Consider the following 14,689-nt stretch of genomic DNA (forward strand, 5'->3'; position numbering starts at 1 on the left):
GCCAGGGCTGGAACCCGAAAGCCTTTGTGGTTTCAAAGCGTCTGTTTAGCCGGGGGCGCCCCGGCTGACTTTTCATTACCTCATTTTGTGGATACCCAATGTCGTCCAATAAAACCCTCGCCCTGGCCCTGTGCTTCGCTATCACCGGTTGTGCACAAACCCCACAAAATGATGCCGCAGGTGGCAGCAGTTGGTGGCCGTTCGGTTCATCCGACAAGGTCGCGACTAAAGAACCCGCCCCGTCCCCGGCACCCCTGAAACCTGCTGCCGCAGTACCCGTCGCCAAGGCTGAAGCCGATGCCGGAGGCAAATGGTGGTGGCCGTTCGGCGGTAAGGAGCAGAGCACCAGCACTGCCAAAGCAGCCGTGCCGATGCCCGATCCGAAAATCACCCAAGCCTGGCTTGACGACTATGAGCCGCGCCTGCGCGAGGCGGTCAAGGGCAGCAACCTGCAACTCGAGCGCCGTGAAAATGTGCTGGTCGTCACGGCTCCGGTGGAAGGCTCGTTCAACCCGGACCGCCCGGCCATGCTGCTGCCGGTGACCCTCGCTCCGTTCACCCGTGTCGCGAAAATCCTCGAAGCCGATCCAAAGACTGCCGTGCTGGTACTCGGCCACAGTGATACGTCGGGTGCCGCACCGGCCAACGTGAAACTGAGCCAGGAACGCGCCCAGGCGGTGGCAGCGATCTTCCGTCTCAGCGGTCTGCAGCGTGATCGCCTGATGTTGCGCGGCATGGGCGGTGACGCACCGCGCGCCGCCAACGACAGTGCTGAAGGTCGCGCCTTGAACCGTCGCGTCGAGCTGTTGTTGACGCCGCAAGACACCATGGCCGCGCTGCTGAGCAAGTACAATATGCCGGCTCCGGCACCGGTAACCAAAGTCGTCGCGCAAGACGTCAAGCCAGTGGCCAAGCCTGTGACCCCGGAACCGGCTGCGAAAAAAACCGCTGCCTCGTCGAAGAAAAAGGCACCGGCCAAGAAAGCGGCCGCCAAGGCTCCAGCCAAAAAGGCACCCGCGAAAAAGACCGCACCGGCTAAAACCGCTGTCGATTCGAAGAGCGCCACCGCCACCGATGCCACAAAGCAGTGATTCATTAACCAAAAGGAATGCGCCATGACCCGGCCCTTGGCAGATATGCGTCGCGATTACACCCGAGATGGCTTGACCGAGGCGCAAGCCCCGGCCGAGCCGTTCGCACTGTTCCATCAGTGGTTTGCCGATGCGGTGAAAACCGAGCAGGTACCGGTGGAGGCGAATGCCATGACGTTGGCCACCGTCGATCAGGACGGTCGGCCGCATTGCCGCATTCTGCTGCTCAAGGGCCTGGACGAGCAGGGCTTCACCTTCTTCACCAACTACGAGAGCGACAAGGGGCAGCAATTGGCAGCCAATCCATTTGCAGCCATGACGTTCTTCTGGCCGGCCCTGGAGCGCCAGGTGCGCATCGAAGGGCGGGTGGTGAAGGTCACGCCTGAAGAGTCCGACGCCTACTACCAGGTTCGCCCTCTGGGCAGTCGTCTCGGTGCCTGGGCGTCGCCCCAGAGCCGGGTGATCGCCGATCGCGGCGAACTGGAGGCGCTGCTCAAGGACACGGAGCAGCGTTTCAGCGATAGCCAGCCGCACTGCCCCGAACACTGGGGCGGTTATCGTTTGCTACCGGAGCGCATCGAATTCTGGCAGGGCCGTCCGAGCCGTCTGCACGATCGCCTCAACTACCGCTTGCAGGGTGCTGACTGGGTGCGTGAGCGCCTGGCCCCGTAAACGGTCTACCGATCGGGATACCCTGCCGCAGCGGCCTCTAGCCACTGTGGCAGGTCCCGACGCTTGATCTTCTGCGCTTGAGCGTTCGCCAGTTGCTGGAGCATGAAGGCTCTTTTTTGTTCGTCTTTACCCGCCAGTGACAACGCCAGATCGCGGTCCCCCCAGCGTTTTATCCGCACGTACAACCACCAATGGAAGTACAAACCGGCGATGGTCGTGACGACAATGATGAAGTAATCCATGATATTCCTTGGGTCAGCGGCGCAGATTTCGTAATGTGACGCTACTGTATGGTGAGTTCGCAAAGTGCCTGTACCAGGCCTGAATGAAACCAATTTTATCCGGGCGATGCCGTGACAGGCGTCAAGCTGCGGGTTTTAATGGATACCTGTCCTATGGAGTTTGATGCTATGCGTAAGTCTGTTTTGCTGGTTGCTTCCTTTTCCACGATGGCGATGTTGCTCTCCGGTTGCCAATCGAGCCTGACCGGTGACTCCTACTCCCGTGACGAAGCGCGTCGCGTGCAGACGATTCGCATGGGCACCATCGAATCCCTGCGTCCGGTGAAAATCGAAGGCACCAAGACCCCGATCGGCAGCGCTGCGGGCGCAGTCGTGGGTGGCGTCGGCGGTAGCGCCGTCGGCGGTGGTCGCGGCAGCATCGTTGCAGCGGTCATCGGCGCTGTAGCGGGTGGCCTGGTGGGGTCGGCTGCCGAAGAAGGCCTGACCCGCACTCAAGGCGTCGAAATCACCGTGCGCGAAGACGATGGCAGCATGCGCGCCTACGTGCAGGAAGTTCAGCCAAACGAAGTGTTCCGTGTGGGGGAGCGTGTGCGGATCTCCACTGTGGGTGGGACCAGCCGCGTTTCGCACTAAGCGGGAATGTAGGGTAAAAGAAAACCCCGATCAGGTGAGCTGGTCGGGGTTTTCTTTTGGGCTGTGGAGTTGAACCAGAGCATTTACTTGCTTGCATAACAACCGAGCTGAAAATCGTATTGTGGATCGTAAAATGATCGACCGACTAATGTTTCCAGTTTTGTTATCTGCTGGGAATCAAGGTCATAGCCATAGATTTCTTCTTCAGCCTCAGTCCAACTCATTATCGCCCTCAGCTGTGCAATGCCGTCTGCCGGGACAGGCACTTCGAATACCAGCGCTTCTGTTTCTTTATCAAAAGCATAAATTACGTGGTTCACGGTTCTATCCTTCTTTTCGGATCCGCCGGCTTGTTTTGATTACCTGTTTCAGCGTCAAACTCACCCAGATGGCGACCTCGTTTGTCATACATTTCTACTGCTCCATGCTGATAATCCCATTCTAGAATTCGCCCTTCAGCCGTTCTCCAGCGCATTCGGGTGCCTCTACCTTTGACCCGAGTCTTCTGTTTTGCCGGTGTGGCATCAGGAAAAGCGGTAAGCCCGTTTGGCGCCGGATGATATTTGTGGTCCGCAACACTCACCACAATATAAACCGGCAACACCCCCGAATCCGCCGGAAACACAAGAATGAAATCCTTGTACTCCGGCGGATAAACCGGATTCACGATGATGCTGTCAGCCGCCTTCGTCGGCGGGTAAACCCAGATGTGCGGCGCTTGTGGCGCAGCTTCCAAAGCGGGGATGCCGAGGGTGCTTGAACCGTTCTCGGCCGGCGTCCAGATCAGCTCAATGCCGTCCCCGAGATCAGCCACCTGCTGACTGCCGCGCAAGGTGAACTGCACGACATCGACCATTTCCCAATCGCGGTTTTTGCCAGTGTAAAAACCGTATCCCTTGAGACGGCCATCAGCCTGTTGCTCTACCCGCAGACGCACGCGAGTGCGCGCCTGTTTGAGGGATCGCAGTTGGTCTTCGGTGTAGAGCGAGCTGTCGCCAAGGCTCGACGGCATGACCAGGGCCACCAGACCTGCCAGGGTGGCCGCAGCGGTGCTGACTGCGACGGCGGGTAATGCGGCGAACGCTGGGCCACTCAGGGCGAAGCTGCCGAAACCCACCGGAATGGCCGTACCACTGATTTTCTTCAGCGGCACGACACCGCTTTCATCGGCCTCGCGAGCGCCGAGCAGAACCAGTTCGCCGTAGTCTTTCAGGCTGTCGGTCGGAACAACGCCGGAGGGATTCGTGTAGTCGATGATTGCATCGGGCAGTTTGCAGGACTTGGCGAACACGCATCCCGCGCGGACAACGTCGTCTTTTTTCGTCGGGACCAGAACGCTGTCTTCGAAGGCCTGCTGCCTTGCGAGCATGGCGTCGTAGGCGTTTTGTCTGGCATCACGCTCGGCCAATTCGGTGGCCGTCATGAATCGGTGAGTGACGTGATGCCCCGTCACCTGACGGTGGGTTTTGTACCCGGGGGATGTCCTTGTGGCCAGCCACTGATTGTCCTTTCGCTCGTCCATCGGCAACCCCCAAAGAGGGGGCTGCGCGACGTTAACGAACGTGGCTAATCGTGACTGTAGGACGAATCCTCAATGTTGCTAAGAGTGTTCTCTATCGTTCAGGAAGGCAGCGCAGCACTCTTGCGGCTCGCCGCCGCCGTCACCGCATAACCGATCAATGCCGCCAGGATCGAGCCGGTCAGAATACCCATGCGGTCCATCCCGGCATATTCACTGGCGCCCGGCACGAAGGCCAGGGAACCGACGAACAGGCTCATGGTGAAGCCGATGCCGCAAAGGATCGCCACCCCCAAAATCTGGCCCCAGTTGGCGCCTTGGGGCAGGGCGGCGATGCCGATTTTTACCGCCAGCCAGGTCAGGCCGAAGACACCGACGGTCTTGCCCAACAGCAGGCCGACGGCGATGCCCATAGGTACATGATGGGTGAAGCTTTCGACGGTCACGCCGCTCAGGGACAAGCCAGCGTTGGCGAAGGCAAACAGCGGCAGGATGCCGTAGGCCACCCACGGATGCAGGGCATGCTCCAGGATCAGCAGCGGCGAAGGCTCGGCGTTTTTCGTGCGCAGTGGAATGCAGAAGGCCAGGGTCACACCCGCCAGCGTCGCATGCACGCCGCTCTTGAGTACGCAGACCCAAAGGATCAGCCCGATGATCATGTACGGCCCGAGTTTCACCACACCAAGTCGGTTCATTCCGATCAAGGCCGCGATGCAGGCCGCGGCCAGCGCCAGGGACAGGGTCGACAGAGCGCCGGAATAGAAGATCGCAATGATGATGATTGCGCCAAGGTCATCGATGATCGCCAGGGTCATCAGGAACAGTTTCAGCGACACTGGCACGCGTTTACCCAGCAGGGCCAGCACGCCAAGGGCGAAGGCAATGTCGGTAGCCGTCGGGATGGCCCAGCCGCTCAGGGCGGACGGGTTATCGCGGTTGAGGAACCAGTAGATCAGCGCCGGCACCACCATGCCGCCAATTGCGGCCGCGCCGGGCAGGACGATCTGCGACGGTTTCGACAGTTGGCCGTCGAGGACTTCGCGCTTCACTTCCAGGCCGATCAACAGAAAGAACAGGGCCATCAGGCCGTCGTTGATCCACAGTAGCAATGGCTTGGCGATTTTCAGCGCGCCGATCTGAGCCACCACGGGGGTGTCCAGCAGGCCGTTATAGAGCCACGACATCGATGAGTTGTTGATGATCAGGGCCAGGACAGCTGCGGCGATCAATAGCAGACCGCTGGCAGCTTCCAACTGAAAGAAACGCGTGAACGTGCTACGCAGAGGCAAGGTCGCTCTCCATCGATGAATTCAAAAGGTGGCACACCCTAACCCGTACCGTTGGTTGTTAAAACAAAAGTTATATTCTTTTTTGTTATATACCGTTACAACGTGTCCGGTCAGCAAAGGCCTGAGCCTAGCAGTTGCCGGACGTATTGAACCCCAGCTGTATCTGTGCGTGATGTAGGTTTTTTCCTAAGCTTGTGGACTGAGCCTTGCGACAAGGCCGACTCTTGCCTGATTCAACGAGAAAACCATCATGAGCGACAACCGACAGTGGGCCCGCGAAGCCATCCGGATCATCGAAGCCGACTTCCAGCGCAGCGCTGATACCCACCTGATCCCCTTGCCGCTGCCGGGGTTGCCGGGCATCGAGTTGTACTTCAAGGATGAGTCGAGCCATCCCACCGGCAGCCTGAAACATCGGCTGGCGCGCTCGTTGTTCCTCTATGCGCTGTGTAACGGCTGGCTCAAGCCCGGTGCGCCGGTGATTGAAGCGTCCAGCGGTTCGACCGCGATTTCCGAGGCGTACTTCGCCCGGCTGCTGGGTTTGCCGTTCATTGCGGTGATGCCCGCGAGCACGTCCAAGGAAAAGATCGCGCAAATCGCTTTCTACGGTGGCAAGAGCCATCTGGTGGACGATCCGACGCAGATTTACGCTGAGTCCGAACGCCTGGCTCACGAACACGACGGGCATTTCATCGACCAGTTCACCTACGCCGAACGCGCCACCGACTGGCGAGCGAACAACAACATCGCCGAATCGATCTTCCATCAGATGCGCTTCGAGCAGCACCCGGAACCGAGCTGGCTGATTTCCAGCCCTGGCACCGGCGGCACCACCGCGACGCTGGGCCGTTACGTGCGCTATCGCCAGCATTGCACCCGTGTGCTGTGCGCCGATGCCGAGCGTTCGGTGTTTTTCGATTACTACAAGACCGGCGACGCCAGCCTGCGCCTCGATCACGGGTCACGGATTGAAGGTATTGGCCGGCCGCGTGTCGAGGCGTCGTTCCTGCCCAAAGTCATCGACGCGATGGTCAAGGTGCCGGACGCCTTGTCACTGGCAGCCATGCATTACCTGGCACAACGTTTGGGGCGACGGGTGGGTGGTTCGAGCGGGACCAACCTGATCGGCGCCTTGATGGCGGCCCAGCAGATGGCGACGGCGGGGGAGTCGGGGTCGATCGTGGCGATTCTGTGCGATGGCGGCGAGCGCTATGCCGACACCTATTACGATCAGGCCTGGCTGAAGGCCCAGGGGTATGAGTTGAGTGGTCTGATGGATGCCGTGGCGGCCAGCGTTGAGCGCGGAGAGCCGCTGCCGGCCAGCGTGTTGCGCGCCAATATCTGAGATATTTGATCGTTCCCACGCTCTGCGTGGGAACGATCATCTGGGTCAGGCTTCTAGGCCAAGGATATCCCGGGCAACCGCTTCAGCAATCCGAATCCCGTCGACACCCGCCGACAGAATCCCGCCCGCATAACCCGCGCCTTCACCCGCCGGGAACAACCCCTTCACGTTCAGGCTCTGCATCGACTCGTTACGGGTAATGCGCAGCGGCGAAGAGGTGCGCGTCTCGATCCCGGTCAACACGGCGTCGTGCAGCGAGTAGCCACGAATCTGCTTCTCGAACGCTGGCAGGGCTTCGCGAATCGCTTCGATGGCGAACGCCGGCAGGGCCAGGGCCAAATCACCCAAGGCAACGCCCGGTTTGTAGGACGGCTCGACGCTGCCCAATTCGGTGGACGGCTTGCCGGCAATGAAGTCGCCGACCAGTTGCGCCGGTGCTTCGTAGTTGCTGCCGCCCAGCACAAAGGCGTGGGATTCCAGGCGTTCCTGCAACTCGATGCCGGCCAGTGGGCCGCCCGGATAATCGACTTCCGGGGTGATGCCGACGACGATCCCGGAGTTGGCGTTGCGCTCGTTACGCGAGTATTGGCTCATGCCGTTGGTGACCACGCGGTTCGGCTCGGAGGTCGCCGCCACTACGGTGCCGCCCGGGCACATGCAGAAGCTGTAGACCGATCGACCGTTCTTGGCGTGGTGCACCAGTTTGTAGTCGGCAGCGCCGAGTTTCGGGTGGCCGGCGTATTTGCCAAGGCGCGCGCGGTCGATCAGCGACTGCGGGTGTTCGATGCGGAACCCCACCGAGAACGGCTTGGCTTCCATGTACACACCACGGCCGTGCAGCATGCGGAAGGTGTCCCGGGCGCTGTGGCCGAGGGCCAGAATCACGTGCTTCGAATGGATCTGTTCGCCGCCATGGAGTTCGACGCCCACCAGTTGGCCGTCGTCGATCAGCACATCGGTAACCCGCTGCTGGAAGCGCACTTCGCCGCCCAGGGCGCGAATCTGCTCACGCATGTTTTCCACCACACCGGTCAGACGGAACGTCCCGATGTGCGGCTTGCTGACGTAGAGGATTTCTTCCGGCGCACCGGCCTTGACGAACTCATGCAGAACCTTGCGACCGAGGAATTTCGGGTCTTTGATCTGGCTGTAGAGCTTGCCGTCGGAGAACGTTCCCGCGCCGCCTTCACCGAATTGCACGTTGGATTCGGGGTTGAGCACACTTTTACGCCACAGGCCCCAGGTGTCTTTGGTGCGCTGGCGCACTTCGGTACCGCGTTCGAGGATGATCGGCTTGAAGCCCATCTGCGCCAGCACCAGGCCGGCGAAGATCCCGCACGGGCCGAAGCCGACCACGATCGGACGCTGGCTCAGGTCGGCCGGCGCCTGGCCGACCACTTTGTAGCTGACATCCGGCGCCACGTTGACGTTACGGTCATCGGCGAACGTGCGCAGCACCGCCGCCTCATCGCGAACGTTGAGGTCGATGGTGTAGATGAAACACAGTTCGGAGGACTTTTTGCGCGCATCGTAGCTGCGCTTGAACAAGGTGAAGTCGAGCAGGTCATCACTGGCGATGCCCAGGCGCTGCACGATGGCAGGGCGCAGGTCTTCTTCGGGATGGTCGATCGGCAACTTGAGTTCGGTGATTCGTAACATGGCGGGATCCGGTTCGCGGGGCGCACAACTGCGCCAAGGCGTTTGAAGCCCGCGATTATAAGCCTCAAAGGATGATTCCCGTGAGGCTAAAACGATCAGTCGTTACGCGATCCGCCAAAATACCCGCAGCCGCGTTGCACCTGGCCGTCGATACGCAACTCGGCGCTCATGTGCTGCACGCTGCCGGTGCTGCTGTCGACGCAACGTCGCGGCGCGACCCAGAGCTCGATGCGCTGATTATTGGCTTCGGTACTGAGGTTGAAGCGGCCATCGCCCAGTTGTTCTTCAACGTACGGCAGGGCCAGGGGCGGCTGACCAGCGCGGTCGACGATCATGCCCTTGCCACTGACCTTGACGTTCCACTCCGGGCCATGGCCGGCGGCGCGCAGGATCAGCTGCTTGAAATTGGGATCGTCGCACGCCGTGCCCGAGCGCTCGACGCGGTACAGCTGCGTAAGGTCGAGTTGGCTGTCAGCACCACTGGCAACGATCCGGCCGCGCACATCGGCGAACAGCTTGCCCTGATCATCGGCCAGGGTCGCGGCCTCTTGCAGGATGCTGGTGCCAGCGATGTCATTGACCACGAAACTGCGCTGCTCATTACACGGCTGGAACAGCAGCTTGCCGTCGGCCGCCGTCAATTGGCCCTGCATGCGGGTCTGGCCCACATGGGAAGCACTTTGCCGTGGGCCATCGAGCAGTTGGCAAGCGGCGAACAACGGAAGCAGGGCAACAAGTACCAGGGAACGGGCAACACGCATCTTTGAGTCTCCAGACAAGTGTCGCCACGTTACTCAGCCTGACCGTTCATCACAACCCTGCGATGTTCTCGCTTTCCTGTGTGCGAGTCTGGTTTAGCCGACGCGGTAGGTCTGGCCGGTCTGCAGGCCTTCCACGCTTTTGGCGTAGGCCAGCGCCACCTCGGCGGCGGGAACCGGTTTGAAACCACGGAAGTACGGCGCATAGCTCCCCATGGCTTCGACCAGCACGTTCGGGCTGACCGAGTTGATGCGCAGACCGCGTGGCAGTTCGATCGCCGCCGCACGGACGAAGGCGTCGAGGGCGCCGTTGACCAGGGACGCGGAGCTGCCGGTACGAATCGGATCGTGGCTGAGGATGCCGGTGGTGAAGGTGAAAGACGCACCGTCATTGGCGAATTCCCGGCCGATCAGCAGCAGGTTGACCTGGCCCATCAGCTTGTCCCGCAAGCCGAGTTCGAAGTCTTGTGCGGTCATGGTGGCCAGCGGCACGAAGTTGACACTGCCGGCGGCGCAGATCAGTGCATCGAAGTTGCCGGTCTGTTCGAACAGTTTGCGGATCGAGGCGCTGTCACTGATGTCGACCTGGAAATCACCGCTTTTACGGCCGATACGGACGATTTTGTGGCGCTGGGACAGTTCATGGTCAATGGCCGAACCGACGGTGCCGGAGGCGCCAATCAACAGAATTTTCATCGTGCAGTTCCTCAAGTGGGTTGGATTTAAAGTTAAGTCTAGTGTGGTTTTTTTTATAAATAAGCGTGCTAATGGGCAACCTTTGGTTTTCAAATGGAAACAATCCATGAGTGAAATGGACGATCTGGCGGCGTTCGCGGTATTGATCGAGGCGGGCAGTTTCACCCTGGCCGCCCAGCAACTGGGGTGCAGCAAGGGGCAACTCTCCAAGCGCATCAGCCTGCTGGAAACGCGCTTTGGCGTGGTGTTGCTGCAACGCACCACACGTCGCTTGAGCCTGACGGCGGCGGGTGCGGCGTTGTTGCCGCAAGCCCAGGCGCTGGTGGTGCAGGTGGAGCGTGCGCGTCAGGCATTGGCACGGCTGAAAGACGACATGGCCGGCCCGGTGCGGATGACGGTGCCGGTTTCATTGGGGGAAACGTTCTTTGATGGCGCACTGCTGGAATTTTCCCGGCAGTACCCCGAGGTGCAGATCGAGCTGGAACTCAACAACCACTACCGCGACTTGTCCCGGGACGGTTTCGACCTGGCGATCCGCTCGGAAGTGGCCAACGACGAACGTCTGGTGGCCCGACCGTTGCTGGCCTGGCACGAAATGACCTGTGCCAGCCCCGCGTATCTTGAGCGATTCGGTGAGCCGCTGACGCCTCAGGCACTGGCCGAACACCGCTGCCTGCTCAACAGCCATTACAGCGGTCGCGAAGAATGGCTCTATCACCAACAGCACGAATTAACGCGGGTGCGTGTGTCAGGTCCGTTCGCCAGCAACCATTACAACCTCTTGAAGAAAGCTGCACTGACCGGTGCGGGCATTGCGCGTTTGCCGTCGTATCTGTTGCAAGAGGAATTGGCTGATGGACGTTTACGCTGGCTCCTGCGTGATTATCAGACCCGCAGCATGCCGATGTATCTGGTGCATCCGTATCAGGGCGGGTTGCCGAAGCGTACCCAAGTGCTGGCGGACTATTTGATCGGTTGGTTCAAGCGCAGTGGTGAGGCGTTGGATCGGCTTCAACGATAACGTCTCACCACACTACCTTTATGGGAGTTCTGAGGTTGGTATCAGCGGGCGTAACGCCGGGCAAGCAGGTGATCGATCGACAACTTGCCAGGTCCAGTCGCCATCAAGTACAGCAACACCGCCGCCCAGGTGCCGTGGGTCGGATACGCATCGGGGTACACGAACAGTTGAATGGTCAGGGTCATGCCCAGCAGCGCCAGGGCCGAAAAGCGCGTGGCGAAGCCGATCAGGATCAGTATCGGAAAGAAATGCTCGGCGAAGGCCGCCAGGTGCGCCGCCAGTTCCGGGGAGAGCAACGGCAGGTGATATTCGCTCTGGAATAACGGAATGGTCGAGTCCGCCAGCCTTGGCACACCGAGTTCAACGGTGCCGTCGATCAAGTCGATGGCCAGGCCTTCCACCTTGGTTTGCCCGGACTTCCAGAACACCGCGGCAATGGAAAAACGCGCGATAAAGGCGATCAGGCTGTGGGGGATTTTTTCCAGCAGCGTGATGGCGCGGGTAATGGGGTTTGTGTTCATGGCGATACCTGGTTGTGGTGTAAATGAGTGATGGCGTTGTGGCTGATCAGCAGCGCCAGGGTTTGGCTGAGATCGAAGGCCGGCGCGTTTTCCAGCGCTTGGCTCAGGGGCTGGCCGAGTCGCAGGTTCTGAATGAAGATTCTGGCGCCGTGGTCGATGGCGAAGACCTCAACCTCCAGTTCGTTACGCAGCACCAGCGCGTTTTGCCCGTGGCCGAGGTCGATCCCGGCCAGCGTCGCGTCCTGTTGATGCGCCGCCCAGATTGCGACCACGGCGAAGGCTGAAGTCAGCAGATTGAGGGAGGGATGAAGCCCAAGCGTCAGCTCGCTCAATGCCTGTGGGTCCGACAGCACGGCGGCGATTTGCTCATGGCCCAAAGGCTGCGCATCAGCGGCGTGATAGGCCTGAACGCGCAAGCGCTCCAGCCGCGCCACATCGGCCAGATAAGGCACGCTGGCTGCCGGTTCAAAATTGTCGATGAACTCGGCGAAGTCCTTGCCGTAGTCGTTGATGAGCGGGCTTTGCGGTGGGCAACTTTGCACATACAACCCTGTCATCGCCCGGAAAAATTCATCACCGACCAACTGCGTAACCACCGGATAGCTGTCGGCCAAGGCGTTGATCAGCGAGCTCTGCACATTGTTGCGATACACCGCGAAACGGCTGGCCGGATCGGCACCGTTGGCACTGAACACGCCCTCGGGGCAGGGCCGTTGCGGATCGAGCAGGGCGGCGGAAAAAGCGGCTTGAGTGCTCATGGCCGGCTCCCTGCGCGGTGCAGCAACTCATCGGCATGACGGGCTTCGGCGTGCAACACACTGAAGGCCGGTAACCGGTTGTCGCGTTCGATCAACGTGGCGATCGGGCCGACCCGCTCCAGCACCTGCGAGTACAGCGCCCACACCGCGTTATCGACGGGCGCACCGTGATCGTCGATCAGTAGTCGGTCACCAAGGCTGTCGGTGTCTTCGGCAAACCCCGCCAGATGAATCTCTCCCACCGCGTGCAGCGGCAGGGCGTCGATGTAGGCCAGCGGATCTTTTTGGTGATTGGTGCAGGAAACGTAAACGTTGTTGACGTCCAGCAGCAGGCCGCAGCCGGTGCGGTGAATGACTTCACCGATGAAGTCGGCTTCATCGATTGTCGAGTTCTGGAACGCCAGGTATGTCGCCGGGTTTTCCAGCAGCATCGGGCGTTTGAGGGTGTTCTGTACCTGATCGATGTGCTCGCAGACACGGTTCAGCGTCGGCGCATCGTAGGCCAGGGGCAGCAGGTCATTGAGAAACACCGGGCCATGGCTGGACCAGGCCAGGTGTTCGGAAAAGGAGTGGGGTTGATAGCGCTCGATCAGCGCGGCCAGCCTTTGCAGGTGCTGACCATCCAGCGGACCTTCGGCACCGATGGACAGGCCAACACCGTGCAGCGACAGCGGATACTGCTTACGGATCAATCCCAGAAAATGATGAAACGGGCCGCCGGCCACCATGTAGTTTTCGGCGTGGACTTCGAAGAAACCGATGTCCGGTTGTGCACCGAGCACTTCACGAAAGTGCTCGGTCTTGAGCCCCAGCCCGGAGCGGGGCGGGAGCCCGGAGAATGAATGGTTCATGGTCGACACTCTGGCTGGGGGACTGATTACGACTTGGCTTTGTAGGCTTCCATCTGGCCGAAACCGGTTGGCGAGGTCTTGCTCATTGTGGTGGCGCAGGTGCCCTTGGGGACGAGCTTCCAGGCGTTGGCCTGGTAGTCGGTTTTGGCGGTGCCAGCGCAAGTGGTACCAGCACCAGCGGCGCAATCGTTATGACCTTTCATGGCCACGCCGAAGCATTTTTCCATGTTGGCGTCAGCGGCATGGGCCGTGGAGACAGCGGCGATGCTCAGGGCAGAACCAAGTGCCAGAACCAGGGCGGTGGCGGACAGGGTGCGGGTGGTAGCAGTCATGATGTTTCTCCGAAATTGAGCTTGGTATGGCAAGCGTTTGTGCTTGCTTACCGCTCTAGAGAAACGACAGGGCGGGGTGTTACAGCTGACTGCAGATTTTTTTCAAAAATCCTCAAAACACCATCAATCCCCTGTGGGAGGCGCCGATAAGACAGTCATGCAATGCTGATTTTATTAACGCTAGTGATCTGACCGTTCCAGATCATCTCGTAGTGGGCTGTTTGAATGACTGATGAGACTGGTCTGGGAGTCATCAGCGCCCAGCAGTAGTTGCCATGCATACGCACGGAGTTGTATCGCAGGCCAAGGCTCCCTGCATCCTTGACTGCCTTACCCAAGCGATGTGAGTGCGTGTAGTCGACGGGATCGTAGATAGGATCGTGCATCGGAATGGATACGGCATCCCTCATTGCTTCGTCAACGAAAGTGCAGGATAACCCCCGGAAAACAAACCTCTCGTAATTGAGATTCTGGACATTCGACCAATACTGATTTTGGTGATGCTGTACCTCAGCCAGAGCAGTTTCCATCGAGGCAGCCAAGTACAACACGCCGAAACTGCCATCGCTGAAACGCGAGCCAGTTGGGTTGACGTGGGTGAAAGGGGCTGTCGCATAAGAGCATCCAGGGATGCCAAAGGGAATTTCCGCACGCGGTATCAGCTCAAGCCGACCTACCTCATTTTGCAGCCTCGGATTTGTGAGGGCCTGTATCTGATACAGAACATCAAATTCGTTCGCGTCCGCCACGTCGTCAAACAACGCAATGGGCGGAAACTTTGAATTGATCAATCGGTAGGCCTGCAACTGCTCACCGGCCAATACTGGCAACTGGCTCACCATTACCATTGTGCGCCTCGCAGCACGTCGATCCGCCGAAACGTCTCGTACAAGGAAATCATATCCCCCTGGGACATGATTTCGAGCGGGGTACGCCCGTTGAAGAACTCGTTTTCGTTCGCCATCGTCGGAAAACCATAGACGTTCTCAGGGTTATCAAAGACAAGACGCAGAGCGGCATGGATGTTGAGAATAAAACTGATGCGCTGCATCTGGTCTGAATCCAGGTTTACGGACCAATCGGGATCGCGCTGCTTTGCCCGTGAGTACGTACTGCGGGAAATGCGCAGGATACGACAGGCCTGATCGCCCGATGCCTGCCACTTTTCGAGTATGCCTACAGCTGCTCGCAAACCAGTCACGCACTGGTCTTTGGTGAATCCTTGTGCCTGGGAGGTTGCTGTCATGTTGATCACTTCTTGTTTATCTGTAGACACAAATATATGCAAGATGACTCTATAGA

Annotated in this window: 17 protein-coding genes and 1 pseudogene; 5 read left to right on the forward strand and 13 right to left on the reverse strand. The window is 59.6% G+C overall.

Going from position 1 to position 14,689, the window contains the following annotated elements:
* The first annotated feature begins 98 nt into the window (after window positions 1-98).
* Together AC07V0_RS08160 and pdxH are read left to right on the forward strand one after the other, a co-directional pair.
* Complete coding sequence (locus AC07V0_RS08160) at window positions 99-1,091, forward strand: OmpA family protein (protein WP_086944788.1); 993 nt, start codon at window positions 99-101, stop codon at window positions 1,089-1,091.
* Between the two features lie 24 nt (window positions 1,092-1,115).
* The gene (pdxH, locus tag AC07V0_RS08165; RefSeq protein WP_018926913.1) at window positions 1,116-1,763 is read left to right on the forward strand and encodes a pyridoxamine 5'-phosphate oxidase; all 648 of its coding nucleotides are present in this window, start codon (window positions 1,116-1,118) and stop codon (window positions 1,761-1,763) included.
* Between the two features lie 5 nt (window positions 1,764-1,768).
* Here pdxH and AC07V0_RS08170 read toward each other — a convergent pair whose 3' ends face one another.
* Window positions 1,769-2,005 (reverse strand): hypothetical protein, encoded by a 237-nt coding sequence (locus AC07V0_RS08170; protein WP_064619929.1) that lies wholly within the window; start codon window positions 2,003-2,005, stop codon window positions 1,769-1,771.
* Between the two features lie 168 nt (window positions 2,006-2,173).
* Here AC07V0_RS08170 and AC07V0_RS08175 point away from each other — a divergent pair, with 168 nt between their 5' ends.
* A complete protein-coding gene (locus AC07V0_RS08175) occupies window positions 2,174-2,638 on the forward strand; it encodes an outer membrane lipoprotein (protein WP_018926911.1) in 465 nt (154 codons plus the stop codon).
* Window positions 2,639-2,721: 83 nt separating this feature from the next.
* Here the strand turns inward: AC07V0_RS08175 and AC07V0_RS08180 are convergent, their stop codons facing one another.
* From AC07V0_RS08180 to nhaA, 3 genes and pseudogenes are all read right to left on the reverse strand, one after another.
* Complete coding sequence (locus AC07V0_RS08180) at window positions 2,722-2,958, reverse strand: DUF7683 domain-containing protein (RefSeq protein ID WP_018926910.1); 237 nt, start codon at window positions 2,956-2,958, stop codon at window positions 2,722-2,724.
* Window positions 2,955-4,137, reverse strand: a pseudogene (locus AC07V0_RS08185) (S-type pyocin domain-containing protein). The gene AC07V0_RS08180 and the pseudogene AC07V0_RS08185 overlap by 4 nt, the downstream one beginning before the upstream one ends.
* A gap of 121 nt (window positions 4,138-4,258) precedes the next feature.
* Window positions 4,259-5,446, reverse strand: a complete 1,188-nt coding sequence (gene nhaA / locus AC07V0_RS08190) for a Na+/H+ antiporter NhaA (RefSeq protein WP_495019544.1) — start codon at window positions 5,444-5,446, stop codon at window positions 4,259-4,261.
* A gap of 247 nt (window positions 5,447-5,693) precedes the next feature.
* On the opposite strand from nhaA, the gene AC07V0_RS08195 reads away from it, so the two are divergent.
* Window positions 5,694-6,791 (forward strand): PLP-dependent cysteine synthase family protein, encoded by a 1,098-nt coding sequence (locus AC07V0_RS08195; protein ID WP_173861174.1) that lies wholly within the window; start codon window positions 5,694-5,696, stop codon window positions 6,789-6,791.
* Between the two features lie 45 nt (window positions 6,792-6,836).
* Here AC07V0_RS08195 and AC07V0_RS08200 read toward each other — a convergent pair whose 3' ends face one another.
* The 3 genes from AC07V0_RS08200 to AC07V0_RS08210 all read right to left on the reverse strand — a co-directional run bounded on the left by AC07V0_RS08200 (window position 6,837) and on the right by AC07V0_RS08210 (window position 9,904).
* Window positions 6,837-8,450: an NAD(P)/FAD-dependent oxidoreductase gene (locus AC07V0_RS08200; RefSeq protein WP_018926906.1), complete on the reverse strand. Its 1,614-nt coding sequence runs from the start codon at window positions 8,448-8,450 to the stop codon at window positions 6,837-6,839.
* 95 nt (window positions 8,451-8,545) lie between these two features.
* A complete protein-coding gene (locus AC07V0_RS08205; protein ID WP_086944790.1) occupies window positions 8,546-9,211 on the reverse strand; it encodes a COG3650 family protein in 666 nt (221 codons plus the stop codon).
* Window positions 9,212-9,304: 93 nt separating this feature from the next.
* Window positions 9,305-9,904, reverse strand: a complete 600-nt coding sequence (locus AC07V0_RS08210) for a short chain dehydrogenase (RefSeq protein ID WP_018926904.1) — start codon at window positions 9,902-9,904, stop codon at window positions 9,305-9,307.
* A 106-nt stretch (window positions 9,905-10,010) separates the two neighbouring features.
* Here AC07V0_RS08210 and AC07V0_RS08215 point away from each other — a divergent pair, with 106 nt between their 5' ends.
* Entirely contained in the window at window positions 10,011-10,925 is a 915-nt protein-coding gene (locus AC07V0_RS08215) for a LysR family transcriptional regulator (RefSeq protein ID WP_019580939.1), read from the forward strand.
* A gap of 41 nt (window positions 10,926-10,966) precedes the next feature.
* Here AC07V0_RS08215 and AC07V0_RS08220 read toward each other — a convergent pair whose 3' ends face one another.
* From AC07V0_RS08220 to AC07V0_RS08245, 6 genes are all read right to left on the reverse strand, one after another.
* A complete protein-coding gene (locus tag AC07V0_RS08220; RefSeq protein ID WP_086944791.1) occupies window positions 10,967-11,446 on the reverse strand; it encodes a DoxX family protein in 480 nt (159 codons plus the stop codon).
* Entirely contained in the window at window positions 11,443-12,204 is a 762-nt protein-coding gene (locus AC07V0_RS08225) for an HvfC/BufC N-terminal domain-containing protein (protein WP_086944792.1), read from the reverse strand. The genes AC07V0_RS08220 and AC07V0_RS08225 overlap by 4 nt, the downstream gene beginning before the upstream one ends.
* Complete coding sequence (gene bufB / locus AC07V0_RS08230) at window positions 12,201-13,055, reverse strand: MNIO family bufferin maturase (protein WP_086944793.1); 855 nt, start codon at window positions 13,053-13,055, stop codon at window positions 12,201-12,203. The genes AC07V0_RS08225 and bufB overlap by 4 nt, the downstream gene beginning before the upstream one ends.
* A gap of 26 nt (window positions 13,056-13,081) precedes the next feature.
* Window positions 13,082-13,387 (reverse strand): BufA1 family periplasmic bufferin-type metallophore, encoded by a 306-nt coding sequence (locus tag AC07V0_RS08235; protein ID WP_018926899.1) that lies wholly within the window; start codon window positions 13,385-13,387, stop codon window positions 13,082-13,084.
* Between the two features lie 155 nt (window positions 13,388-13,542).
* On the reverse strand, window positions 13,543-14,235 hold the full coding sequence (locus AC07V0_RS08240) for an RES family NAD+ phosphorylase (protein WP_086944794.1): 693 nt from the start codon (window positions 14,233-14,235) through the stop codon (window positions 13,543-13,545).
* Window positions 14,229-14,633 carry an antitoxin Xre-like helix-turn-helix domain-containing protein gene (locus tag AC07V0_RS08245; RefSeq protein WP_019647893.1) on the reverse strand — a complete coding sequence of 135 codons (405 nt, stop codon included), beginning with the start codon at window positions 14,631-14,633 and terminating at the stop codon, window positions 14,229-14,231. The genes AC07V0_RS08240 and AC07V0_RS08245 overlap by 7 nt, the downstream gene beginning before the upstream one ends.
* Between the last annotated feature and the right edge of the window lie 56 nt (window positions 14,634-14,689).

It is taken from the genome of Pseudomonas sp. GW821-FHT01E10, assembly GCF_059422365.1.